22 protein-coding genes and 1 other annotated feature are annotated in these 23773 nt (G+C 32.7%); of the genes, 21 read left to right on the plus strand and 1 reads right to left on the minus strand.

Translation table 11 applies throughout. The features are described 5' to 3' along the window. Positions 1–122: 122 nt before the first annotated feature. Positions 123–1319, minus strand: a complete 1197-nt coding sequence (locus G558_RS0109875) for a pyridoxal phosphate-dependent aminotransferase (RefSeq protein WP_028830024.1) — start codon at positions 1317–1319, stop codon at positions 123–125. Between the two features lie 262 nt (positions 1320–1581). On the opposite strand from G558_RS0109875, the gene G558_RS0109880 reads away from it, so the two are divergent. The 21 genes from G558_RS0109880 to G558_RS0109980 form a co-directional block, all read left to right on the plus strand. Then, a complete protein-coding gene (locus G558_RS0109880; RefSeq protein ID WP_028830025.1) occupies positions 1582–1962 on the plus strand; it encodes an adenine nucleotide alpha hydrolase family protein in 381 nt (126 codons plus the stop codon). A gap of 12 nt (positions 1963–1974) precedes the next feature. Further along, a complete protein-coding gene (locus G558_RS0109885) occupies positions 1975–2178 on the plus strand; it encodes a hypothetical protein (protein WP_028830026.1) in 204 nt (67 codons plus the stop codon). Positions 2179–2209: 31 nt separating this feature from the next. After that, complete coding sequence (locus G558_RS0109890) at positions 2210–3610, plus strand: aminopeptidase (protein WP_028830027.1); 1401 nt, start codon at positions 2210–2212, stop codon at positions 3608–3610. Positions 3611–3838: 228 nt separating this feature from the next. Further along, entirely contained in the window at positions 3839–4183 is a 345-nt protein-coding gene (locus tag G558_RS0109895) for a YraN family protein (protein ID WP_028830028.1), read from the plus strand. Between the two features lie 27 nt (positions 4184–4210). Beyond that, positions 4211–5734 (plus strand): YifB family Mg chelatase-like AAA ATPase, encoded by a 1524-nt coding sequence (locus tag G558_RS0109900; protein WP_028830029.1) that lies wholly within the window; start codon positions 4211–4213, stop codon positions 5732–5734. Continuing rightward, the gene (gene dprA, locus G558_RS0109905) at positions 5715–6797 is read left to right on the plus strand and encodes a DNA-processing protein DprA (protein ID WP_051188635.1); all 1083 of its coding nucleotides are present in this window, start codon (positions 5715–5717) and stop codon (positions 6795–6797) included. Before G558_RS0109900 ends, dprA begins: the two co-directional genes overlap by 20 nt. Before the next feature lie 18 nt (positions 6798–6815). Beyond that, on the plus strand, positions 6816–8909 hold the full coding sequence (gene topA, locus G558_RS0109910; protein WP_028830031.1) for a type I DNA topoisomerase: 2094 nt from the start codon (positions 6816–6818) through the stop codon (positions 8907–8909). 141 nt (positions 8910–9050) lie between these two features. After that, positions 9051–9833: a GTP-sensing pleiotropic transcriptional regulator CodY gene (gene codY / locus G558_RS0109915; RefSeq protein ID WP_028830032.1), complete on the plus strand. Its 783-nt coding sequence runs from the start codon at positions 9051–9053 to the stop codon at positions 9831–9833. 61 nt (positions 9834–9894) lie between these two features. Continuing rightward, complete coding sequence (locus G558_RS0109920) at positions 9895–11145, plus strand: replication-associated recombination protein A (RefSeq protein ID WP_028830033.1); 1251 nt, start codon at positions 9895–9897, stop codon at positions 11143–11145. A gap of 87 nt (positions 11146–11232) precedes the next feature. Next, positions 11233–12576: a DUF512 domain-containing protein gene (locus tag G558_RS0109925; protein WP_028830034.1), complete on the plus strand. Its 1344-nt coding sequence runs from the start codon at positions 11233–11235 to the stop codon at positions 12574–12576. Positions 12577–12588: 12 nt separating this feature from the next. After that, a complete protein-coding gene (der, locus tag G558_RS0109930) occupies positions 12589–13908 on the plus strand; it encodes a ribosome biogenesis GTPase Der (protein ID WP_028830035.1) in 1320 nt (439 codons plus the stop codon). A gap of 16 nt (positions 13909–13924) precedes the next feature. Next, on the plus strand, positions 13925–14527 hold the full coding sequence (gene plsY / locus G558_RS0109935; RefSeq protein ID WP_036931892.1) for a glycerol-3-phosphate 1-O-acyltransferase PlsY: 603 nt from the start codon (positions 13925–13927) through the stop codon (positions 14525–14527). Positions 14528–14536: 9 nt separating this feature from the next. Beyond that, on the plus strand, positions 14537–15556 hold the full coding sequence (locus G558_RS0109940) for an NAD(P)H-dependent glycerol-3-phosphate dehydrogenase (RefSeq protein ID WP_028830037.1): 1020 nt from the start codon (positions 14537–14539) through the stop codon (positions 15554–15556). Between the two features lie 13 nt (positions 15557–15569). Continuing rightward, a complete protein-coding gene (locus G558_RS0109945) occupies positions 15570–16844 on the plus strand; it encodes an HlyD family efflux transporter periplasmic adaptor subunit (protein WP_028830038.1) in 1275 nt (424 codons plus the stop codon). Continuing rightward, positions 16844–17539, plus strand: coding sequence for a YggS family pyridoxal phosphate-dependent enzyme (locus G558_RS0109950; RefSeq protein ID WP_028830039.1), 696 nt, complete (start codon positions 16844–16846; stop codon positions 17537–17539). Before G558_RS0109945 ends, G558_RS0109950 begins: the two co-directional genes overlap by 1 nt. 106 nt (positions 17540–17645) lie before the next feature. After that, positions 17646–18116: a cell division protein SepF gene (locus G558_RS0109955; protein ID WP_028830040.1), complete on the plus strand. Its 471-nt coding sequence runs from the start codon at positions 17646–17648 to the stop codon at positions 18114–18116. Positions 18117–18146: 30 nt separating this feature from the next. After that, positions 18147–18404, plus strand: coding sequence for a YggT family protein (locus G558_RS0109960; RefSeq protein WP_028830041.1), 258 nt, complete (start codon positions 18147–18149; stop codon positions 18402–18404). A 6-nt stretch (positions 18405–18410) separates the two neighbouring features. Beyond that, a complete protein-coding gene (locus G558_RS0109965) occupies positions 18411–19211 on the plus strand; it encodes a YlmH family RNA-binding protein (RefSeq protein WP_036931893.1) in 801 nt (266 codons plus the stop codon). A 4-nt stretch (positions 19212–19215) separates the two neighbouring features. Next, positions 19216–19725 (plus strand): DivIVA domain-containing protein, encoded by a 510-nt coding sequence (locus G558_RS0109970; RefSeq protein WP_028830043.1) that lies wholly within the window; start codon positions 19216–19218, stop codon positions 19723–19725. A 71-nt stretch (positions 19726–19796) separates the two neighbouring features. Next, positions 19797–20032: a binding site (T-box leader), on the plus strand. Positions 20033–20096: 64 nt separating this feature from the next. Beyond that, positions 20097–23204 (plus strand): isoleucine--tRNA ligase, encoded by a 3108-nt coding sequence (gene ileS / locus G558_RS0109975; protein WP_028830044.1) that lies wholly within the window; start codon positions 20097–20099, stop codon positions 23202–23204. A gap of 185 nt (positions 23205–23389) precedes the next feature. Then, the coding region (locus G558_RS0109980; RefSeq protein ID WP_028830045.1) for a helix-turn-helix domain-containing protein at positions 23390–23773 on the plus strand (384 nt) is incomplete at its 3' end.

Below are 23773 nucleotides of genomic sequence, written 5' to 3' on the forward strand. Positions count from 1 at the left end.
TCAAACAAAAAAATCCCAAATTATTCGGTTCTCTACATTTTTGTAGATGTTGAATAATCTGGGATTTTTAATTATTAAAGTTTAGGGGTCAAAAAACGTCATTCTCCGACAGCCCCTTTTATTTATTTTTTAAGTGCTGTGTAAGCTTTTAGTCCTTCCTTAAGGCAGTTCATTGCTTTTTCAAGCTCTTCTGCATTAAGAACATAAGCGATTCTAGCTTCATTTTTACCTAATCCACTTGTTGCATAGAATCCTTCAGCTGGAGACAGCATAACAGTTTCTCCATTATAATCGAATTCTTTTAACATCCAGATTATAAATTCTTCTGCATCTTCGACTGGAAGTTTTGCAACAACATAAAGTGCCCCTTTTGGTTTTTCGCATAAAACGCCAGGCATTTCCTGAAGTGCTTTGTAAACTATATCACGTCTTCCTTTGTATTCGGCACAAACTTCGTCATAGTAAGATTTTGGCATTTTATAAAGCTCAACTGCTCCTACTTGCTCGATTGTTGGAACGCATAATCTTCCCTGGCAAAGTTTCATGATTTGAGCTATAAGAGGCTTGTTTTTACAAGCAAGCGAACCTATTCTGGCTCCACATGCACTGAATCTTTTTGATATAGATTCAATCAGTATAACTCTGTCAGCAGCGTCTTCCATACTTGCAAAACTTGTATGAACTTCTCCGTCGTATACAAATTCTCTGTAAACCTCATCTGATATAATGAAAAGATCTTTCTCGATAGCTATATCAGCTAACATTCTAACTTCTTCTTTAGTATAAACAACACCTGTAGGGTTACCAGGATTAGAAAGAAGTATAGCTTTTGTTCTTGGTGTGATAGCTGCAAGGACTTCTTCTTTAGAAGGAAGGTGGAATCCGTTTTCTGCTGTTGTAGTAACAGGAGTAAGACTTACGTCAACTGTTGATCCAAATCCGTTGTAGTTTGTGTAAAAAGGCTCAGGTACAAGTATCTGGTCGCCCGGATCACAAACAGCAAGCATAGCGAACATAAGTGCTTCACTTCCGCCGTTTGTTATAAGAATTTCTCCGCTGTCATAGTTAAGGCCATTTGCTTTGTAGTAGTCAACTATAGCATCTATAAGCTCTGGAATACCTTGAGAAAGAGCATATTCAAGTACTTGTGCATCGAATTTTCTTACTGCATCAAAAAATACAGCAGGAGTTTTTACATCAGGTTGTCCAATGTTAAGATGATAAACTTTTTTCCCTTCAGCTTTAGCTGCCTGTGCGTAAGGAACTAACTTTCTAACTGGTGAAGATTGCATTGCTTCAATTCTTTTTGAAAATTTCATGGTAATCTATCTCCTTTTAATTATTATTTTTACACTTATAATATATCACAAACTGGTAAAAATTAAAACACCTAATAGTAAAACTGTGTGCATCGAACTTAAAAAATCAGAATATTGCAACACATTGGCTTGCATTTAATTTTATACAGTATTACAATTAATAATTCATTATGATATAATTACAACTGAAAAGAAAAAATAATGATAATAATATTATTATCAAAACATGTATTATTATTTGCTACAAGGAGGTCTTCATAATATGAAGGGGAAAAAAATCATGGTATGCGTCACTGATCAAAAAGTTTGTGAGAGGCTTATATATAATGCATTAGATATCTTGGAAACAGCACCGGGGGAAATTCATGTAATTAATGTTTCTAAAGATAGTGTAATTAAAAATGAAGCATCTGGAGAAGCACTTGAATATCTTTTTGGAGTATGCAATAAATTTGATGCAAATCTTATACTTGTTAAATCTGATGATATTTTAGATTCGCTTGTAAAATCAGCTATAAAAAACAAGGTTGACATAATAATAATGGGAGAAAGCAGGAGAGAAAATCCTGAAACGAGTATAATTTATGATTTGAAGAAAAAATTAGGAAATAAAGTGGATATTAATGTAGTATCAACAATATAGTTAGGAGAAGAAATGAAGGTATATAAAATTGTTCTTGATAATGAGGAAAGCAGATTTTTCCTAAGTGAATTGAGTATAAAAGACTATCTTGAAAATAATAAATTTCTATACTTGGTTGAAGAGTCAACGAATGAGGAATTGCTTGTAAATACTGATCATATCGTAACTATATCAGAAGTTAACAATGTAAATTTAAAATTAAGATATAAATTATAGAATTTTATTTTTAACCACAACTGGAGGTGTTATTATGAGTAAATATGAAATTAAAAATGCATGGTATAAGATTGGAAAAGATGAAGAAAATGCAATAGAAAAATTTTCTTCTGAATACATAAGCTTTATCGATGAATCTAAAACGGAAAGAGTATGTATAAATGAGATAATAAAACAAGCAAAAGAAAATGGATTTATAGATTTGAAAGATTTGATTGTTAGAAAAGCGCCAATTTCGCCTGGTATGAAAATATATGCTGAAAATAATCATAAAGCTGCGATGCTTTTTGTTATTGGAAATCAGAACATTGAAAGCGGATTTAAAATGCTGGGAGCTCATGTGGATTCTCCAAGAATAGATTTAAAACCTAATCCACTTTATGAAGATTCAAATATGGCGCTTTTTAAAACTCACTATTATGGTGGTATAAAAAAATACCAATGGGCTACTATACCCTTGAGCTTGTATGGAACTGTATACAATAATTCAGGAGAAAAGATCAATATAGCCATAGGAGATCAAGAAGACGATCCTGTTTTTTTCATTAATGATCTGTTGATACATCTGTCTGGTGATCAGATGCAGTTAAAGGCCTCAGAAGTTATCAAAGGCGAGCAGCTAAATGTAGTGGCAGGTAGCAGACCGCTTCCGCTCGACAAAGAAGGCAAAGAGCAAAAAGATGCATTTAAAGGAAATGTATTAAAGATACTTAAAGAAAAATATGATATTGATGAACGTTCTTTTTTGAGTGCTGAATTTGAATTGGTACCATCAGGCAGAGCCAGAGAGGTTGGATTTGACAGATCTATGATAATGGCTTATGGTCACGATGACAGAGTTTGTGCATTTGCAGCGCTAAAGTCCATTCTTGATGTGGATCAAACAGAACTAATGTCATGCGCGATTTTTGCTGACAAAGAAGAAGTGGGTTCTCAGGGAAATACTGGGATGGAGTCTAGATTTTTTGAAAATATGATAGCTGAACTTATAAACTTGCAAGGGGACTACTCTGATCTTAAACTAAGAAGAGCATTTTCTAATGCTAAAGTGCTTTCAGCCGATGTCAACTGTTGTGTAGATCCATCGTTTCCGGAAGTAACTGAAAAAAGCAACAATGCAATACTTGGAAATGGAGTGGCATTGACTAAATATACCGGATCCAGGGGTAAGGGCGGATGCAATGATGCAAATGCCGAATTTACTTACGAAGTTGCATCTTTGTTTGATGATAACGACGTAGTATGGCAAACTGGAGAGCTTGGAAAAGTTGATCAAGGCGGAGGAGGTACCATCGCTTATATACTTGCTAATTACGGAGCCCAGGTAATTGACTGTGGAACACCCGTGCTAAGTATGCATGCACCTTATGAAATTGTAAGTAAGGTTGATGCCTACATGACGTTCAAAGCTTATTCTGCTTTTTGCAAGTAGTTAATAAATAATTTAATAGTAAAACTAAAAAAAGAAAAGAATCTGGATTATCAGGTTCTTTTTTTGTGTGTATTATATTGTGTTTCTACATACACGTTAAGATACAATATTTGAAAAATTTAAAAAATTCTAAATTAACACTGGCAATATAGCGAATTTACTGATAAAATGTTTTTGAATTAAAAAATCATTAATAGGTTCAATCTACTGCATTTTACAGGAGAAAAAATGAATACAAAAATTGTAGGTGATTTTGGTGAAGGCATTGCATCTAAATTTGTTGAGAATAAGGGATATGTCATAATTGCAAGAAATTACAGGGTTAAATCTGGTGAAATTGATATAATTGCAATGGATTCGAACGTTTTAGTTTTCATAGAAGTGAAAACTAGAAAAAATAGTGATTTTGCATTCGCAAGAGAAGCAGTAAATCATAAAAAACAATCTAGAATAAAGAATGTTGCAAGATCCTATATTGCTGAAAATTTTTTAATATATGATCATATCCGTTTTGATGTTATCGAAATATACACTGACAATAAATACATACAACATTTTCAAAATTCATTCTAATCTTTCTTTTTCAGAAAGGAGTAAACTTTGTTTTATAAAAGTATGACTTGTGCATTAGATGGTATTGATGGTTACACAGTTACGGTTGAGTCGGATATTTCAAAGGGTATCCCAGTTTTTTCAATTGTTGGTCTTCCTGATATTTCTGTAAGAGAGTCGAGAGAGAGGATTAAGTCGGCAATTACAAACAGCAAGCTTAAGTATCCTGCTAAAAAAATAATAATAAACCTTTCTCCTTCTGATATAAAAAAAGAAGGATCTCATTTTGATTTGGCAATAGCGGTGTGTATATTAAACAGTGAATATGAGTATCTTAAAGAGAGATCCGAAAAAACTGCTTTTATAGGAGAACTTTCTTTAAATGGGGATATTGCTGGAGTTAAAGGAGTAATCCCCTTCATATTAAATGCCAAAACTAACTCTACAGTTGAAAAAATAATAGTACCTTTTGATAATTATGACGAAGCCAAAGTTATTGATAATGTTGAAATATATCCGGTTAAAACTTTGGCTGAAGTAATAGCTTATCTGTCTGGAAAGAATGAACTTGTGAAAATTAAACTTTCAGGTACAAAAACAACTCATGATTTCGAGCTTGATTACAGTGATATAAAAGGAAATTTGGTGGCAAAAAGGGCAGCAGAAATATGTGCCGCTGGAAAGCACAATCTTTTCATGATAGGTTCTGCAGGTTCGGGAAAAACGATGATAGCCAAACGTATCGTGAGCATAATGGGAGAATTGTCAGATGAAGAGTACCTTGAAGTAAGCAGAATATATAGCAGCGCCGGTCTTTTTAATGAAAACTTAATAAAAAAGGTAAGGCCTTTCAGGTCACCACACCATACAGCAACTACAAAATCCATTATAGGAGGTGGAGCTGCATCAACTCCTGGGGAAGTAGTACTTTCACATAATGGAATTTTATTTTTAGATGAACTCCTTGAGTTTGATAAAAGAACATTAGAAGCGCTGAGGCAACCTATTGAGGATAAAAAAATTGCTATAAATAGGATTAAGAGAACTAACATATATCCTTGTGATTTTGTGCTGGTTGCATGTTGCAATCCTTGCCCGTGCGGAAACTATAACAGTCCATATAAGGAGTGCAAATGTAGTGAGTATAGAATAAAGTCGTATTTGTCAAAGGCATCGACTCCTCTTCTTGACAGGTTTGACTTGTTTGTAGAAGTCCATCCGACTGATTTTGAAGATATAATATCTGAATATAGTGAAGAAAAGAGTGAAGATATAAGAAATCGTGTAATGATTGCTCATAGTATCCAACGAAAAAGATATAAGCAGTGTAAAAATATATACAATGACGGTTTAAGGTCTCAAGATATTGAAAAATACTGTAAAATGACAAAAGAAGCATCTGAATTTATAAGCATGGTATTTAATAGTAACAAACTTTCCATAAGAAGTTATCATAAATTATTAAAAGTATCAAGAACGATTGCGGACTTAGATGATGCTGAACTTATAACCATCTATCATATATCAGAGGCAGTCTCATTTAGAAAACCACTTGATAAATATTGGGGGTGATTTTATCCGAGAACTTACATTAATATTACACAGGGCTAAGGTTACCTGTAAAGAATTTTTTGAAATTACAGAGATGGTAGATTCGCTTAGTTGCTTTAAAATCTCAAAGAATGATATAAAGAATATAGTTTCCAGGCAGAAGTACAGCGATATTATAAGTGAATATGAAAACTTGCTAGAAGTTCAATCACATATGAATGAACATGAAATAAAATTTATAACGTGGCATGATGAGGAGTTTCCTGAAAATCTCAAACAGATTCCGGACCCACCTTATCTTTTATATTACAAGGGTTGTATAGATCTGATAAGAAATTTTTCAATATCTATAATTGGGAGCAGGACCCCAACTGTGTACGGAGTCTTTGCTGCTGCAAAATTTGCTAAGGAACTGGCTCAAATAAATGTTGTGACCGTCAGTGGATTTGCTAAAGGAATAGACACGCAGTGTCATAAATCAACTCATGAATCAGGAGGAAAAACTATAGCAGTACTCGGGACTTCTTTTGGGAATATTTACCCCAGATCAAATATAAAATTCTTGTCTGACCTCGTGGAGTGTGGTAGTTTGATAATATCTGAGTATCCTATGGGAATAGAGTCAAAACCATATCATTTTGTGCAAAGGAATAGAATAATCAGCGGAATTTCTCAAGGCACGCTTGTTATAGAAGCTGGGGAAAAAAGCGGAACGCTTACGACGGTTGATTTTGCACTCGAACAAGGGAAAACGGTATTTGCAATACCTGGAAATATAAACTCTAAAAATAGCTTTGGGACTAATAATTTAATTAAATATGGAGCAAAGCTTGTTACAAGAATAGAAGATATCAAAGAAGAATATCCTCATATCTGTTTTGCTCAGAGTTTTCAGATAAAAGAAGGAATAGTTTCAGAAACCGAGAAAACGGTAATAAATATTTTAAATGACAAAGGTGTTCAAAATATTGAAAAAATTGCGTTCTTTACAAAATTTAAAATAAAGGATATAATAGGAATCCTAAACATTCTGGAAATAAAAGGAATTGTTAAAGATCTAGGGAATGGAATGTACTCTCTATAAAAATATTTGAGGTGAATTATGGCAAAAAATCTAGTAGTAGTCGAATCTCCCGCTAAAGCTAAAACTATTGAAAAGTTTTTAGGAAAAAAGAATTATACAGTTAAGGCTTCAGTAGGACATATAAGAGATTTACCAAAGAGCAAATTAGGAATAGATGTGGAAAACAATTTTGAACCACAATATATAACAATAAGAGGTAAAGGAGATATTGTATCTGAGCTTAAAAAAGAAGCGAAAAAAGCTGATAAAATATTCCTTGCAACTGACCCTGATAGAGAAGGTGAAGCAATATCGTGGCATCTTGCAAATTTATTAAAGATAGATGACGACAAGGCTTACAGAATAGAATTCAACGAAATAACAAAAGAAGCAGTCACTAAAGCGATAAAAAATCCAAGAAAAATCAACATGGATATAGTAGACGCCCAACAGGCAAGAAGAGTTATTGATAGATTGGTAGGCTATCAAATCAGCCCTATTCTATGGAGTAAGGTCAGAAAAGGTTTGAGTGCAGGAAGAGTCCAATCTGTAGCGACCAGAATAATCAGAGACAGAGAAACTGAAATAAACGCATTTGAGCCTGAAGAATATTGGAATATAGAACTCGATGTTAAAGGCGATGATAAAAAAACTGCGAAATTTAAGTATTATGGTCATAAAAATGCTGATGAAAAAGTAAGAAAAAAAGAACTGAAAAACAAAGAAGAAACAGATAAAATATTAAGTTCTATGGAAAATAGAGATATAATTATCGATTCTATAGAAATGAAAGAAAGAAAAAGGTCTGCTCCAAAACCATTTACTACGAGTTTGCTTCAACAAGAGGCTGGAAGTAAGATATCTTTTCCTACAAAAAAAACAATGAGTATTGCACAACAGCTTTATGAAGGAGTGGATATTAAAGGTTCTGGGACCTTAGGACTTATTACTTATATAAGAACTGATTCCCAGCGTATTTCAGAAGAAGCACAAGAGAACACTAAAGAGTTTATAATTAACAATTATGGTGATAAATATTTTAAAAAATATGTAAACAATGCATCAAAAGGCAAAAAAATACAAGATGCACATGAATGTATAAGGCCGACATATATAAATATGACTCCGGATTCTCTTAAAGATTTACTAAGCAGGGACCAACATAAATTATATAAAATGATATGGGAACGCTTTGTTTCATGTCTTATGAGTGATGCGAAATTTGATTCACAAAATATACAAGGAAGTGTATCTGACAATGTATTTAAGGCAACGGGAAGTGTAATGAAATTCGATGGATTTTTAAAGGTATATTCTTACGCTAAAACGGAAGAAGTAGAATTGCCAAAATTCGAAATTGCAAAAGAATATGTCATTAAAAATACAAATGGTACCCAGCATTTCACCCAACCACCGGCAAGATATACAGAATCTACACTAGTTAAAATCCTTGAAGAAAAGGGTATAGGAAGGCCAAGCACATATGCGCCTACAATAGCTACTATACTTGCAAGAGGATATATACAAAAAAAGGACAATGCCTTATACATTACCGAACTTGGAGACATAGTTACAACTATAATGGAAGAAAATTTTTCTAATATAGTTGATATTGATTTTACTGCGGAGATGGAGATGCAACTCGACATGGTAGAAGAAGGTAATGAAAAATGGAAAGACATTGTTGCCAGATTTTATCCTAATTTTGCTGAATCAATTAGAATCGCTGAAGAAACTTTGGAAAAAATTCAGATGGAAGTTGAAGAAACAGATGAAATATGTGAAGTCTGTGGTTCTAACATGGTCATAAGGCATGGACGTTTTGGTAAGTTCATGGCTTGCAAAACTTATCCGGAGTGTAAAAATACCAAGCCTATTTTAGAGAGAATAGGTGTAAAATGTCCACTATGCAAAGACGGCGATGCTATTGTAAGGAAGACTAAAAAAGGCAGAGATTTCTTTGGTTGTTCAAGATTTCCTGAATGTAAGTTTGTTTCATGGAATCGTCCCACAGGCAATACATGTGATTTATGTGATAGTTATATGGTTGAAAAAATAACAAAAAATTCGAAACAGGAACTTTGCTCAAATAAAGAGTGTGAAAACAGCAAAGTTAAAAAGACAAACAATTAAGAATCGTAAGAAAAGTCGTATTTTTTAGTAAAAATGCAAAAATTCTGTTGAATTATATAAAAAATTATGATATAACAAAAATAGGAGAAATTGTGTTTTTTACAATTTAATAATAATATGTTTAAGGAATAGGTGGAATATATGGCAAGCGAATTATTAGAGAGAACCAGGAAAATTAATAAAATATTACAAAACTCAGGTGTTAATCCTGTATCTTTTCCGGAGTTAAGTGAAATATTGAATGAAGTCTTGAGCTCCAATGTGTATATAATAAGCTCAAAAGGAAAAGTACTTGGATCATCATTTACACATGAAAATGACAGTTCTATTATTTTCGACGAAGCAACAGGAGATGGAAAGTTTCCAACTGATCATGTTGAGGCAATCAACAAAATAAATGAAACTATGGCAAACTTAACCAGAGAAAGTCTTCTGGCAGTATTAAAGGGGGAAATTTCAAGTTATAACAAGCTTGTAACGATAGTTCCAATAATAGGCAATGCGAAAAGATTAGGAACTCTTTTACTTTCTAGATATGAAAACGAATTTAATGATGGAGACCTGGTATTGGCTGAATACAGCTCTACAGTTGTTGGTTTGGAAATACTAAGAGCCAAAAGCGAAGAAATGGAAGATGAACTTAGAAAAATAGCTGTTGTACAAATGGCTATAGGTACTCTATCTTATTCTGAGAGAGAGGCAGTCGAGCATATATTCAGAGAGCTTGATGGTAGTGAAGGGTTGCTGGTAGCAAGTAAGATTGCGGACAGAGCTGGAATAACCAGATCAGTTATAGTTAACGCACTTAGAAAATTTGAAAGTGCTGGAGTTATAGATTCAAGATCACTTGGTATGAAGGGGACTCACATAAGAATTCTAAATGACAAGCTGCTTGAAGAATTAGAAAAAACATCATATAGATAAGAGACGATTAACAGCATCTAAGCCTGAGGAAACTCAGGCTTGAGTTTTTTGAGGTGAATATATGGAAATACCATTTTATCAAAAAGTAAGACCTGATTCTCTTGAGGATATGGTTGGTCAAAAACACATCCTTTCAGAAGGCATGATAATAGATAAACTGTATAAGCAAAAAAAAATCACAAATATGATCATGTATGGGCCGCCGGGTACAGGTAAGACCACACTTGCTACTATTCTTATGGACAATTCGGGATTAAAGAGTTATAAACTCAATGCAACTTATTCTAAAACCCAGGATATAAGAGATATCACAAGTCAATTGGAAGGGTTTAATAAAAACACTACCGTCATAATTTTTGTTGATGAAATACAAAATTTTAATAAAAAACAACAACAGCTGCTACTGGAGTATATAGAATATGGAAATGTAATACTTATTGCAAATACAACGGAAAATCCGTATCACCATATTTATAAATCCTTGCTTAGCAGGTGTTCACTTATAGAATTCAAAAATATAAGTGATATAGAAATCAGAGACGGATTAATAAAGTGTATTAAAAAACAAAACGATATGGACATTGTTTATACAAAAGAAGATTTGGATTCAATAGTAAGAGCATCGAATGGAGATTTTAGAAAATCACTTAATATACTAGGACTTCTTATTGAGTTTTACTCTTTATCAAACAAACTTACAATAAGTAAAGAAAACATCAAACAAGTCTGTATGTCAAAGGTTATAGAATATGATAGAAATTCAGATTCGCATTATGATTTATTAAGTGCTTTTCAAAAATCAATAAGAGGAAGCGATCCCGATGCTGCGATACACTATTTGGCCAGGCTGGTTCATGCACAAGACATTGATTCCATATGCAGAAGATTGATTGTAATTGCATCCGAAGACGTTGGACTTGCATATCCTCAGGCTATCAGTATAGTCAAATCGTGCGTTGACTCAGCATACATGTTAGGGTTCCCAGAAGCTAGAATTCCATTAGCGCAGGCTACAGTTTTGCTTTCCATAAGTCCAAAATCAAACGCATCGTATATGGCAATTGATACGGCTTTAAAAGATATTATTGAAAATAACATCAATGATATTCCAGTATACTTAAGGGATTCTCACTATGCTGGATTTGAAAGTTTATCCCCAGAAAAAACATACAAGTACCCTCACAATTATGAAAAATCATATGTGGATCAACAGTATTTGCCAGACTCAATAAAAGATGTTGTATATTATAATCCTGGGAATAATAAATTTGAGAACAATGCTTTGGATTTTATAAAAAAATTAAAAGTATGAAACCCATATAAAATGTGATAAAATGATATCTGAGAATCTATGGATTCTTAAGGGAATTTTAATGTGGTTTTATGAATTGGAGAAGAAATGGAATTAAAACAATCTGATTTTCGCAATATCATCTGTGGCGTAAAAAAAGGTTCAATCGCTGATGAGTGTGGAATACAAAAAGGAGATATTCTAGTTTCAATAAACTCTCAAAAAATTGAGGATGTAATTGAATATAAGTTTATACAGTCAGATGAATATATTGAACTTGAGATACAGCATTTAAATGGAGAATTAATAATATATGACATAGAAAAAGATTACGACGAAGATCTTGGTCTTGAATTTTCAAACCCTATTATAGATTCTGTAAGAAACTGTAATAATAATTGCGTATTTTGTTTTGTAGATCAGCTTCCTGAAGGAATGAGAGACACGCTTTATATAAAAGATGATGATTCAAGATTATCATTTCTGCAGGGAAATTTTATCACTATGACAAACATGAAAGATAAAGACATAGATAAGATGATTAGGTACAGGATTAGTCCAGTTAATATTTCTGTTCACAGCACAAATCCTGAAATTCGCAAAAAAATGCTCAACAATAGGTTTGCAGGAGATATTGAAGCTAAGATAAGTAGATTAAATGCAGCGAATATTGAAATGAATGCACAAATCGTATGTGTACCTGGATATAATGACAAGGACGATCTTGACAATACAATTAAAGACCTTGCCAAATACTGCGAAAACTTAGGGAGTATAGCGGTTGTGCCAGTAGGTATTACAAAATTCAGAGAAAATCTGGCATCATTAGATATATTTACTCAAGAAACGGCCATAGAACTTATAAAGCAAATTGAAAATCTGCAAAAAAAATTCCACAAAGAAATTGGAAGAAGATTTGTCTATGCTTCTGATGAGTTTTATATAATAGCTAACCGTTGTCTTCCTGAGTATAAGGACTATGAAGATTTTTCACAAATAGAAAATGGAGTTGGGCTTATAAGAATGTTTGAAAAACAAGTTGATGATGCTTTGATTTCAATAGGGAAAGATTATAGGGCTGAAAATAAACATATTAGCATTGCCACAGGTACATCTGCGTATGAATTCATGTGCGGTATCGGTGATAAAATTACAAGATCTATACCAGGTTTAAAAATCACAGTAAAGAGAATTGTTAACGATTATTTTGGAGATAAGATTACTGTTGCCGGCTTAATTACGGGGACAGATTTATATGAGCAGCTTAAAGAATCAGAGCTTGGAGACTGCCTTTTTATTCCTTCGGTTATGCTGAGAGATGGAAATGCAGATCCAGTTTTTCTTGATAATGAAACTGTCGATGGAATTTCAAATAAACTCAAAATCCCAGTAGTGGCATGTGAGGTAGTTGGAAGTTCATTTGTTAATGAGATTATAAAGGTTATTAATTAAACAGGAGAAAAAATGAGACCAATAGTAGCAATAGTTGGAAGACCTAATGTAGGAAAATCTACATTATTTAATAAACTGGTAGGAAAAAGAATATCCATTGTTGAGGATACTCCAGGGGTAACCAGAGATAGAATATACGCTGAAGTAGAATGGCTTAATAATTATTTTACTCTAATAGATACTGGCGGAATTGAGCCTAAATCAGATGAGATAATTTTAAGCAAAATGAGACAACAAGCTCAGCTGGCAATGGATACGGCGCATGTAATTCTTTTTATTGTAGATGTAAAAAATGGACTAACACCTCAAGATCAAGAAATCGCTGTAATGCTTAGAAAAACAAAAAAACCTATACTTTTAGTAGTGAATAAAGTAGATAACCGTGATTTGCCGGATAATTTCTATGATTTTTATGAACTTGGCCTTGGAGAACCTCATCCTATTTCTGGAGTAAATGCCTTAGGTATTGGAGACTTGTTGGATGAGATAATTTCTCATTTTCCTGAAAATCTAGATACTGAATATGCAGAAGACGTAACAAAGGTTGCTATTGTAGGAAAACCTAATGCTGGGAAATCCTCAATTCTTAACAGAATACTTGGTGAAGACAGGGTTATTGTAAGCCCGATAGCAGGAACAACAAGAGATGCCATAGACACTTATAAAGAAATTGCAGGTAAAAAATATTTATTTATTGATACTGCGGGTGTTCGTAAAAGGAATAAAATTGAAGAGAATATAGAGAGATATGCGGTAATAAGATCCTACACTGCTATTGAAAGAGCAGACGTGGTGCTCATGGTAATAGATGCAAACGAAGGTATTTCAGAGCAAGACAGTAAGATTGCAGGAATGGCCCACGATGAAGGTAAATGCATAGTTATTGTAGTAAACAAATGGGATCTTCCAGAAAAAGATAATGATTCTATAAAAAAACATACAAAACAAATCAGAGAAGAACTTCCTTTTATGATGTATGCACCTATAATATTCATATCTGCACTTACAGGTCAGAGATTTGGAAAAATAAAGGATTCAATTGATTACGTTATAGAACAGGCATCAAGAAGAATTCCAACAGGATTGTTAAACGATGTTATTGGGGAAGCGGTAATGCTTAATCAGCCGCCATCTGATAAAGGAAAAAGGCTTAAGGTCTATTATGCAACGCAAGTAGGAGTAAGGCCTCCTACCTTCGCAATATTTGTTAACAATAATGAATTATTCCATTTTTCATATCAAAGGTATCTTGAAAATAAAATAAGGGAAAATTTTGGTTTTGAAGGTACTCCTCTGGTAGTCAAAAGAAGAGAAAAAGGCGAGAGAAAATAGATTCAGGAGAGAAGAAATGTATAATTTAAAGATAATTGTACCATTAATAATCATGTCATATTTTATAGGGAATATTTCTCCTTCAGTTATTATTGGAAGAAAAATTAAAAACATAGATATCAGACAGCATGGTTCAGGAAATGCCGGCACCACAAATGTAATGCGAGTATTAGGAAAAAAAGTTGGGATTACAGTTTTTTTAATGGATCTTTTAAAAGGGGTAATTCCTGCATGTATAGGTTTATATTTCGGTGGAGTTGAGTTGGGTTTTTTATGTGGAATAGCAACAGTGATAGGTCATATATTTCCTTTGATGCTTAAATTCAAAGGCGGTAAAGGAGTGGCCACATCACTTGGAGTTGGGCTTGTGATTGCTCCAGCTCACGCTTTAATTGGACTCTTGATTTTTGCTATAATAGTAATCAGGACAAAGTATATTTCGCTTGGCTCAATTATTGGAACTTTGACTTTTCCGATCCTTCAGATATTTACTACAAATAATATGAATATAGTTATAATTAGTGTGATATTAGGTATGCTTGTAACTTATTCACATAGAGAAAATATCAAAAGATTGATAAATGGTACAGAAAATAAAGTTGGAGACCCAAAAAAATAGGAGGATTTTATGGATAAGATCGCCATATTAGGTTCTGGCAGCTGGGGTACTGCTCTTGGAAAACTCTTAGCGGAAAAAGGAAATAATGTTTTTATATGGGGGAGAAATATTAATGTCATAAATGACATTAATATTAACAAGGAAAATTCTAAATATTTAAAAAATATCAAGCTTCCTGAAAACTTAAATGCAACATCTAATATTGAAGAAGCTCTAAAGAATACATCCATAGTTATTCTGGCAGTGACTTCACAGTCAAACAGGGAAACGTTAAACAAGATAAAAAATTTTATTGATGAGTCTACTATTATAGTCAATGTGTCTAAAGGTCTTGAAATCGGGACAAACAAGAGGACTTCGGAAATCGTACAAGAGATATTGCCAAATAATAAATTTGTTTCCTTATCTGGTCCTTCTCATGCCGAAGAAGTAGCCGTAAACATGCCAACGACAATAGTATCTGCATCAAAATCGAGTGAAGCCATGATAAGAGTACAAGAACTTTTTATAAAGACGTCTGTAAGAGTTTATACAAATTCGGATGTAACAGGTGTTGAACTTGCAGGCGCTTTTAAAAACATCATAGCTTTAGGAATCGGGATAATTGACGGGCTTGGATTTGGAGACAATACTAAAGCAGCGATGATGACCAGAGGTCTTGTTGAAATAGTAAGGCTATCTGTAGAACTTGGTGCTGATGTATCTACATTTTTTGGTTTGGCGGGAATGGGAGATTTGATTGTAACTTGCACATCTCCGCATTCAAGAAATAGAAGAGCGGGTATTTTAATTGGAAAAGGTTATACGCTTGATGAAGTAAAAACTGAAATAAATATGGTTGTAGAAGGTATTAATGCAACTAAAATTGCATATGAACTTTCTAAAAAGCTGGAAATCGATATGCCAATTGTTAATGAAATGTATAAAGTTATATTTGAAAATAGAGAAATTAAAAGCGCCATTGCCAATCTAATGAATAGAGACAAAAAACATGAAAATGAAGAACTCATTAACATTAAGATAGTATAATGCAGGTAATGATATGACAAATCAAAGAAAAAGAATCAAAAAAAAGAAAAAAAGAATAGATTTTAATATAGTAATTATGATAGTTGTATTATTTTGCATATCAGTTTTTGTAATGTACAATTTATATAATATGATTAATATTTCCTCTATAAAAACTATTATTGTTGATATTGGAGAAGTGAGTCGAACTGTAAAAAGAGATATGATTGTTGTTAAAAATGAAAAAGTCTTTTATGCTCCCTCAGATGGTTACTTCGAGTTAATTTATCCTGAAGGGGAGAAAGTAAAAAAAGGACAGGCAATAGCAAAGACTAAAAACCAAAGTGATAGTGTCAATTACAATTATCTAATTGAGCTTATAGACTCAAGGATTGCATCTTTAAAAAACAATTCAGAGGAAAAAAATACAGAAGAAGAATTAAACAAAACAAATAACCGATTGGATTATCTTTATAAAGAAATTCAAAACAGACTAAATACTGGCGAAATAGAGTATATTGATATACTTAAAAAAGAGGTAATTGCTTTGAACAATAAAAAGCAGTATCTTGTTCCTGCTCAAGATGGTCACGTCAAGTCCATTGAAGAGCTTAAGGCTGAAAGAACAGAGTTAAAAAAACAACTTGAAAGCAAAAATTCTTTAGTATATTCTAATTATATTGGGATAGTGACTTCATATTATGACGGCTATGAAGATAAATTTAATATTCGTGATATTAAGAATATTAATGTGTCAGACATTAAATCAGTAAAAGATTCGGAGCCTGTTGACTATAGCATATTGAAATCTAAGGGAGCTCCACTAGGTCGGATTGTCGAAAATTTCAAATGGTATCTTGTGTGTGAGATTACAAAAGAAGATATAGATTATATATATACTGAGAAACTTGTAAATATTTATATAGAAGACATTAAGATAGAAGCCAGGCTCGAAGATTTTCAAAAAGGATCAGACGGTAAATTTGCAGGGTATTTTCGAGTTGAAGATGAAAATTTCAAATTCTATGAAAAAAGAAAATATAATGCAGATATTGAGTATGAATACCAAAAAGGTTTAAAAATACCAAATTCAGCTCTGATAAATAAAGATGGAAAAAATGGTATTTATGTAATAGACAGGACGGGAACTTCGGTTTTCAAAGCGATTGATGAAGTTGGAGCTAAAAATGAAGAGTTTTTTACAATTCCATATGAAGCTACCTATAAAAAAGATTTAACAAAAGTGAATTTATATGACGAGGTTATAATTAACCCCGACAATGTAGTTGAAGGAAGGAAGGTGAAGTAATGAGTATAGAACAAAATTTATCATCAGTCATTGAAAAAATAAGTAATTCGGTAAATAAAAGTAAATTTAATCAAGTCGTTGAGCTTATTGCTGTAACCAAGACTGTAGAGAGTGACAAAATAAATGAAGTTATAGACCTTGGAACAAACAACATAGGTGAAAACAAAGTGCAGGAAATTCAGCGTAAATACTCTGAAATAAACACTGATGTAAACTGGCATTTAATTGGAACTTTACAGACTAATAAAGTAAAATACATTGCAGATAAAATATATATGATCCATTCCTTAGACCGAGTTGAATTAGCTAAAGAAATTGATAAGCAAGCCAAAAAGCACAACCGCACTATTAATTGTCTGATTCAAGTTAAACTATCTGAAGAAGATACCAAGCACGGAACTGAAATCGAAGACGTAATGGAACTGGTAAAGCAAATTGCAAAAGAATATTCAAACATAAAAATTTGTGGTTTGATGGGAATGGCTCCTTATTTTGAGGACAGTGAAAATGCCAGACCCTACTTCAAAAAATTACGATCCATTTTTGACGAAATAAAATCAATGAATATTTCTGGTGTAAATATGCAACACTTGTCAATGGGCATGTCTAATGACTACGAAATAGCTATCGAAGAAGGAGCTACATTCGTAAGAGTAGGGACGGCTATATTTGGAGAACGGGATATAATTAAATAATCTGCAGCCTGGGAACTAATTTTTTGCAAAATATTGATAACAGTGCATATTTGTGATATTATTAATAGAAGTATTATAAGTATATTAATATACAGGAGGATGACTGATGGCAGATAAAGAATCAAAAGGATTATTCTCATTTTTAAAGAAAAATGATGACTACGAAGATGAATATGATTACGATGATGAAGAAGTAGAAGATGGATATGATGAAATGACTCCTTTACCAAAATATCAAACTGGCGGTAAAGTTGTAAATTTAGGTCAGAGTATGGCTTCTGGAGTAAATAGTCAAGTGAAAGTAATGATTTATGAACCAGCAAGTTATGATGAAGACGCACCTGCTATTGTAGACAGCCTTAAAGCTAAAAAGGTTTGTATTGTAAATCTGGAATCAGTCAATGACCCTGAAATTGCAAAGACAATTTTTGATTTTTTAAATGGTGCTATCTATGCTATGGACGGCAGGATAAAGAAAATATCCAAAGGTATTTTTCTGCTTGCCCCTGAAAATACTGATATTGATGGAAACATCAAGAAAGAACTAGAATCTAAAGGTTTTTTCAGATGGCAGTAATAAAAGCCCAATCTTGAATGGAGTAAATAAATGATATATAAGTTAGTAAGTCTTGTTATACAATTTTTTGAAATGGCAATTATAATTAATGCAGTGCTTTCTTGGTTTCCTGTTGATGGACTTTATTCTATAAAAAGTTCTTTGGATAAAATAGTAAGCCCGATATTAAACCCTATACAAAAGCAACTCTACAGATATGTAAACCTTGGCGGTATAGATATATCACCAATAATTGCTTTGGTATTGTTATCAGTTCTAAGAAAAATAGTCTTTTATGTATTGTGGTAGTTAATTATGACAATAATTTTAGATAAAAGTCGACTTGTGAGTCATATTAATGACGATGAGTTAAGATTAACATTGACGAAATCCTTAGATTTGGTAGAATCGGTAATCAAAAATTATGAAATTAGACATACCAAATTTCTTAATCCTTATGAATTAAAGAATTTAATCTCTATCTTAAAAAGAATTGATACTATATCTTATCATGAATCTGGTGGATATGATAAAGCGGAAAGAAAAATCATGTACATTTATCCTGATTATTTTTCGCCAGAAGACATTAAATCTGAAATAAGTATGATAAAAATTACTGGAAATTTTAAATACAGAGAAGTAGGACACAGAGATTATTTGGGAAGTATTATGAGTCTTGGGTTGAGTAGAGAAAACATTGGAGATATATGTATCAATGATGATGGAGTCTACGTGATATTACAGGAAACATTTAAGGATTATCTAATATTTAATATGGAAAAAATTGCAAATGTCCGAGTACAAAAAACGGAGTATGATTTTGCTGATTTCAGGTATGTGGAACCAGAGTATACCCAACATTCGGTGAGTGTATCCTCCTTGAGATTGGACGCCGTATTATCAGCGGCATTTGATATATCGAGAGAAAAATCACAAAATTTAATTAAAAACGAGAATGTTAAAGTTGATTATGAGATGATAAAATCTTCAGCAAAAGCTCCTTCCCCTGAAAGTATAATTTCAGTAAAAGGCTATGGAAGAATAATATTTGTTGATGAAATTTCTTTAACAAAAAAAAATAAAATCAGAATACTGATAAAAAAGTATAGGAAGTGAAAATATGCTAACTCCCTTAGATATAGAAAACAGAGAATTTCGTAAAACAATGAGAGGATATAACGATCAGGAAGTTGACAGATTCATGGATGAAGTCAAACTGGATTATGAAAAAATCTACAAAGAGAATTCTGATTTAAAATTGAAATTAGAGTATCTCAAAGAACAGTTGGAAAGCTATAAAAATTTGGAAAACTCCATAAAAGATACACTTATTATTTCTAAAAAAACAGCTGAAGACATACATATTAATGCTGGAATAGAAAAAGAACTGATAATAAAAGAGGCTCAGGTTAATGCAAAAAACATTATAAGCTCAGCTAATAATGAGGTTGTCAGGATTCAAAATGAATATGAAGATATCCGTAAAGAATTTATACTTTTTAAAAACAAGATGACAACGTTAATGGGTGATGTATCACTGAAATCTGATATACTCGATAAAAAATTTGAACAAACACAGCGTATTAATGTAATAAAAGAAGATATGTTAGATAAAAAAACTAGCATATAAATGCTAAAACAATAAAAATATCTTGATTATTTTGAATTATTCATATAAAATGTTTTTATTAGCACATAAAAACAAAGGCAATGAAAAGACCAGTAGTGATTGAAATTTATTTAAGAGAGCAGGTGGATGGTGCGAATCCTGCATAAAACTATCATGAATATCATCTTTTGGCATAACTCATGAAACGATACCATTGAAAAAATGTGTATTTATTAGTGAGTTACGGTTGGTTTACCGTTATAAAACTATAGAGAGATTGTATAATATAATCTGAACTAGGGTGGTAACACGATGATTCGTCCCTACACATTTATGTGTAGGGATTTTTTAATATTTTTTAATATAAAATATATTAAGAGAAGGAGAAATATATGAAGTTTAATGATTTATATCACGGCCCAGCCGCTGAAGGTGAACAAGCAATAAGGAAGTATTGGGACAATATAGACTTATTACACAGATGTGTTGACGAAAGAGAAGAGGGAGAGTCATTTGTATTTTATGAGGGTCCCCCTACAGCTAATGGTAAGCCAGGCATACACCACGTAATAGCAAGAACACTTAAAGATTATGTCTGCAGATACAGAACAATGCAAGGATATCAGGTAAAAAGAAAAGCTGGATGGGATACCCATGGTTTACCAGTGGAAATAGAAGTTGAAAAAAGATTACATCTGAGTTCTAAACAAGATATTGAAGCATACGGAATAAAAGAATTCAACGAAAAGTGCAGAGAATCAGTATTTGAATATGAAAGCCAATGGAGAGACATGACTGAGAGAATGGCCTACATGATTGATCTGGACAATCCTTATATAACGCTGGATAATGATTTTATAGAAACTGAATGGTGGATACTGGATAAGTATTTTAAAGAAGGCCTTATTTATGAAGGTCATAAAATCTTGCCTTACTGCTCAAGATGCGGAACCGGGCTTGCTTCGCATGAAGTGGCTCAAGGTTATAAAGAAATTAAAAGCAATACTCTTATTGTAAAATTCAAATTAGTAGGCAAAGAAAACGAATATTTCCTTGCTTGGACAACTACTCCTTGGACACTTGCCTCAAACGTTGCACTTGCAGTTTCTCCTAAAGAGGTATACCTTAAAGTAAAACAGAACAATGACATATACTATGTTTCAAAAACTTTAGCCAACAAGGTATTAGGAGAAGAATTTGAAGTACTTGAAGAAATTGAAGGTAAAAACCTGGAGTATCTGGAGTATGAGCAGTTAATGGATTTTGTAAAACCAGACAAAAAAGCTTTTTATGTTGTGCTTGGTGATTATGTAACGACTGAAGATGGTACAGGTATAGTTCATACAGCGCCTGCATTTGGTGAAGATGACTATAATGTCGGTAGAAAATATGATCTTCCAGTTCTTCAGCCTGTAGGTGAAGATGGCAAATATACTGCAACTCCATGGGCTGGAAGATTTGTTATGGAAGATGGTCTGGACGTAGATATTATAAAATATCTTGCAGCTAAAAATCAGATATACAAAAAAGAAAAAATGGATCATAATTATCCTCACTGCTGGAGATGTCAGACACCTTTACTTTATTATGCAAAACCAAGTTATTATATTGAAGTGACAAAATATAAGGATAAAATGATTGAAAACAATAATACTGTAAACTGGTTCCCAGCGCATGTCGGAGAAAAGCGTTTTGGTAACTGGCTTGAAAATCTTAATGACTGGGCAATATCCAGATCAAGATACTGGGGAACACCTCTTAATATATGGACTTGTAGCTGTGGACATAAGACATCCATAGGTTCAAGGCAAGAATTGGCCGAAAAAGCAATAGAAAATGTAGATCCAGAAACCATAGAGCTCCATAGACCTTATGTTGATGATGTGCATATAAAGTGTGACCAATGCGGCGAAACCATGGAAAGAGTAAAAGATGTTATTGACTGCTGGTTTGACTCTGGTTCTATGCCATTTGCTCAGCATCATTATCCATTTGAAAATAAAGAAAATTTTGATCAACTCTTCCCAGCAAATTATATCTGCGAAGGAATAGATCAAACTAGAGGCTGGTTCTATTCTTTACTTGCGATTTCAACATTCGTTACTGGCAAAGCTCCATATAAAAATGTACTGGTTAATGACCTTATCTTGGATAAAGATGGTAAAAAAATGTCTAAATCAAGAGGAAATACAGTAGATCCTTTTGAAATGTTTGATAAGTATGGAGCTGATGTTTTAAGATGGTATCTACTTTATGTTTCTCCACCTTGGGTACCAACAAAATTTGACGTAGATGGATTAAAAGAAGTACAAAGTAAATTCTTTGGAACAATGAAAAATGTATACAATTTCTTTGTACTCTATGCAAATACTGACAATATAGACCCAAAAGAATTTTTTGTGGAATATGCACAAAGGCCAGAGCTCGATAGATGGATGCTTTCTAAATTTAACAACCTTAAAGATTTGGTTTCAACTGAGCTTGAGTTATATGAAGTAACAAAGGTAATCAGATCAATCCAGGACTTTGTAAACGAGGATTTGTCAAACTGGTATATAAGAAGATCAAGAAGAAGATTCTGGTCAACCGAACTTACAGAGGACAAGAAATCAGTATACAACACGACCTACGAGATACTTGTAGGAATTGCGCAGATGGTAGCGCCATTTGCCCCTTATCTTTCTGAAGAAATTTACAGAAATCTTACTGGAGAAGACTCTGTGCACTTAAGTTATTATCCTGAGTGTAACAAAGATCTAATAGACCCTTCTTTAGAAGAAAAAATGGATCTTGTGAAAAATCTTGTGACACTGGGAAGAGCGTCCAGAGAAGCTGTAAAAATAAAAGTAAGACAGCCTATTGCAAAAGTGTTTATTGATGCTAAGCTTGAGTCTATAATGGGAGATTTGACTTCGTTGATAGAAGAAGAACTCAATGCAAAAGAAGTGGTTTATTCAAGTAATCTTAATGAATATATAGACTATTCTCTAAAACCGAATTTTGCAATTTTAGGAAAACAGTTAGGTGCAAAACTTAAGTTATTCTCTTCACAACTTGCAAAACTAGATCCTAAAGATACTGTGGAAAAACTAGAATCAGGAGAAACTATTGGTTTTGACCTTGATGGAGAAGTGTTTAATGTTTCAAAAGAAGATGTACTAATTAATATATCTGCAAAAGAAGGATTTGATGTAGCTACTGAAAATAATTTATTTATCATACTAGATACAAACCTTACAGAAGAATTGATAAACGAAGGATTTGCAAGAGAATGCATCTCAAAAGTTCAACAAATGAGAAAAAATAAAGATTTTCAAATGATGGATAATATTATAATAAATATTACAGGAACTGAAAAATTGATGAATGCAGTAAATCTACATTTAGAATATATTAAAGATGAGACTCTTGCTGTTGAAATAAACAATCAGGAAACAGAAGAAATGGCAGAAGACGTTCTAAACGGTGAAAATGTAAAAATAGGGATAAAAAAAGCATAATTATTAATATTAAAAAAAGCAGATTCTCTTAAAACTTGAATCTGCTTTTTTTAAAAGAAAATATAAAACGGCCAATTGTATAATCAAGTTGAACTAGTTTGAAAATTTGTATAAAAAAACCCATAGTGATCATTTCTGTGTTACGATAATTTCACCACAAAACATCGTCAGAAAGGATAATCACTATGGACTATACTAACTATAACACAGATTTTCGCAAGCATAAACACTTAAATGACTTCGAACGACATTCGATACAAATTCGACTTACAGAGGGCTGGTCTCCTTACAAAATTGCAAAATCGCTCGATAGAGCTCAAAATACAATCCTCAATGAAATACGTAAAGGGACTGTATCACAGTTAAAACACGGCAAAAAAATTGAACTGTATTTTTCAGATGCTGGTAAATCTATATACGAAAAAAATAGAAGGAATTGTGGACCAAAATTCCGACGTCTAATATGCAGTGATTTCATTGATTATGTCTGCGAAAAAATCAAAAATGATTCTTGGTCTGTTGACGCTTGTGTTGGTGAAGCTAAGTTAAATTCGAAGTTTCATAGGTCT

This window comes from Proteocatella sphenisci DSM 23131, assembly GCF_000423525.1.
Taxonomy (GTDB): domain Bacteria; phylum Bacillota; class Clostridia; order Peptostreptococcales; family Filifactoraceae; genus Proteocatella; species Proteocatella sphenisci.

Coding starts and splice junctions, on each gene's coding strand:
- G558_RS0109875 (WP_028830024.1), bottom strand. CDS start 1,319: ATGAAATTTTCAAAAAGAATTGAAGCAATGCAATCTTCACCAGTTAGA.
- G558_RS0109965 (WP_036931893.1), top strand. CDS start 18,411: ATGACAATAATTTTAGATAAAAGTCGACTTGTGAGTCATATTAATGAC.
- der (WP_028830035.1), top strand. CDS start 12,589: ATGAGACCAATAGTAGCAATAGTTGGAAGACCTAATGTAGGAAAATCT.
- codY (WP_028830032.1), top strand. CDS start 9,051: ATGGCAAGCGAATTATTAGAGAGAACCAGGAAAATTAATAAAATATTA.
- G558_RS0109955 (WP_028830040.1), top strand. CDS start 17,646: ATGGCAGATAAAGAATCAAAAGGATTATTCTCATTTTTAAAGAAAAAT.
- G558_RS0109940 (WP_028830037.1), top strand. CDS start 14,537: ATGGATAAGATCGCCATATTAGGTTCTGGCAGCTGGGGTACTGCTCTT.
- plsY (WP_036931892.1), top strand. CDS start 13,925: ATGTATAATTTAAAGATAATTGTACCATTAATAATCATGTCATATTTT.
- G558_RS0109895 (WP_028830028.1), top strand. CDS start 3,839: ATGAATACAAAAATTGTAGGTGATTTTGGTGAAGGCATTGCATCTAAA.
- G558_RS0109920 (WP_028830033.1), top strand. CDS start 9,895: ATGGAAATACCATTTTATCAAAAAGTAAGACCTGATTCTCTTGAGGAT.
- G558_RS0109885 (WP_028830026.1), top strand. CDS start 1,975: ATGAAGGTATATAAAATTGTTCTTGATAATGAGGAAAGCAGATTTTTC.
- G558_RS0109945 (WP_028830038.1), top strand. CDS start 15,570: ATGACAAATCAAAGAAAAAGAATCAAAAAAAAGAAAAAAAGAATAGAT.
- G558_RS0109880 (WP_028830025.1), top strand. CDS start 1,582: ATGAAGGGGAAAAAAATCATGGTATGCGTCACTGATCAAAAAGTTTGT.
- topA (WP_028830031.1), top strand. CDS start 6,816: ATGGCAAAAAATCTAGTAGTAGTCGAATCTCCCGCTAAAGCTAAAACT.
- G558_RS0109960 (WP_028830041.1), top strand. CDS start 18,147: ATGATATATAAGTTAGTAAGTCTTGTTATACAATTTTTTGAAATGGCA.
- G558_RS0109925 (WP_028830034.1), top strand. CDS start 11,233: ATGGAATTAAAACAATCTGATTTTCGCAATATCATCTGTGGCGTAAAA.
- G558_RS0109970 (WP_028830043.1), top strand. CDS start 19,216: ATGCTAACTCCCTTAGATATAGAAAACAGAGAATTTCGTAAAACAATG.
- ileS (WP_028830044.1), top strand. CDS start 20,097: ATGAAGTTTAATGATTTATATCACGGCCCAGCCGCTGAAGGTGAACAA.
- G558_RS0109950 (WP_028830039.1), top strand. CDS start 16,844: ATGAGTATAGAACAAAATTTATCATCAGTCATTGAAAAAATAAGTAAT.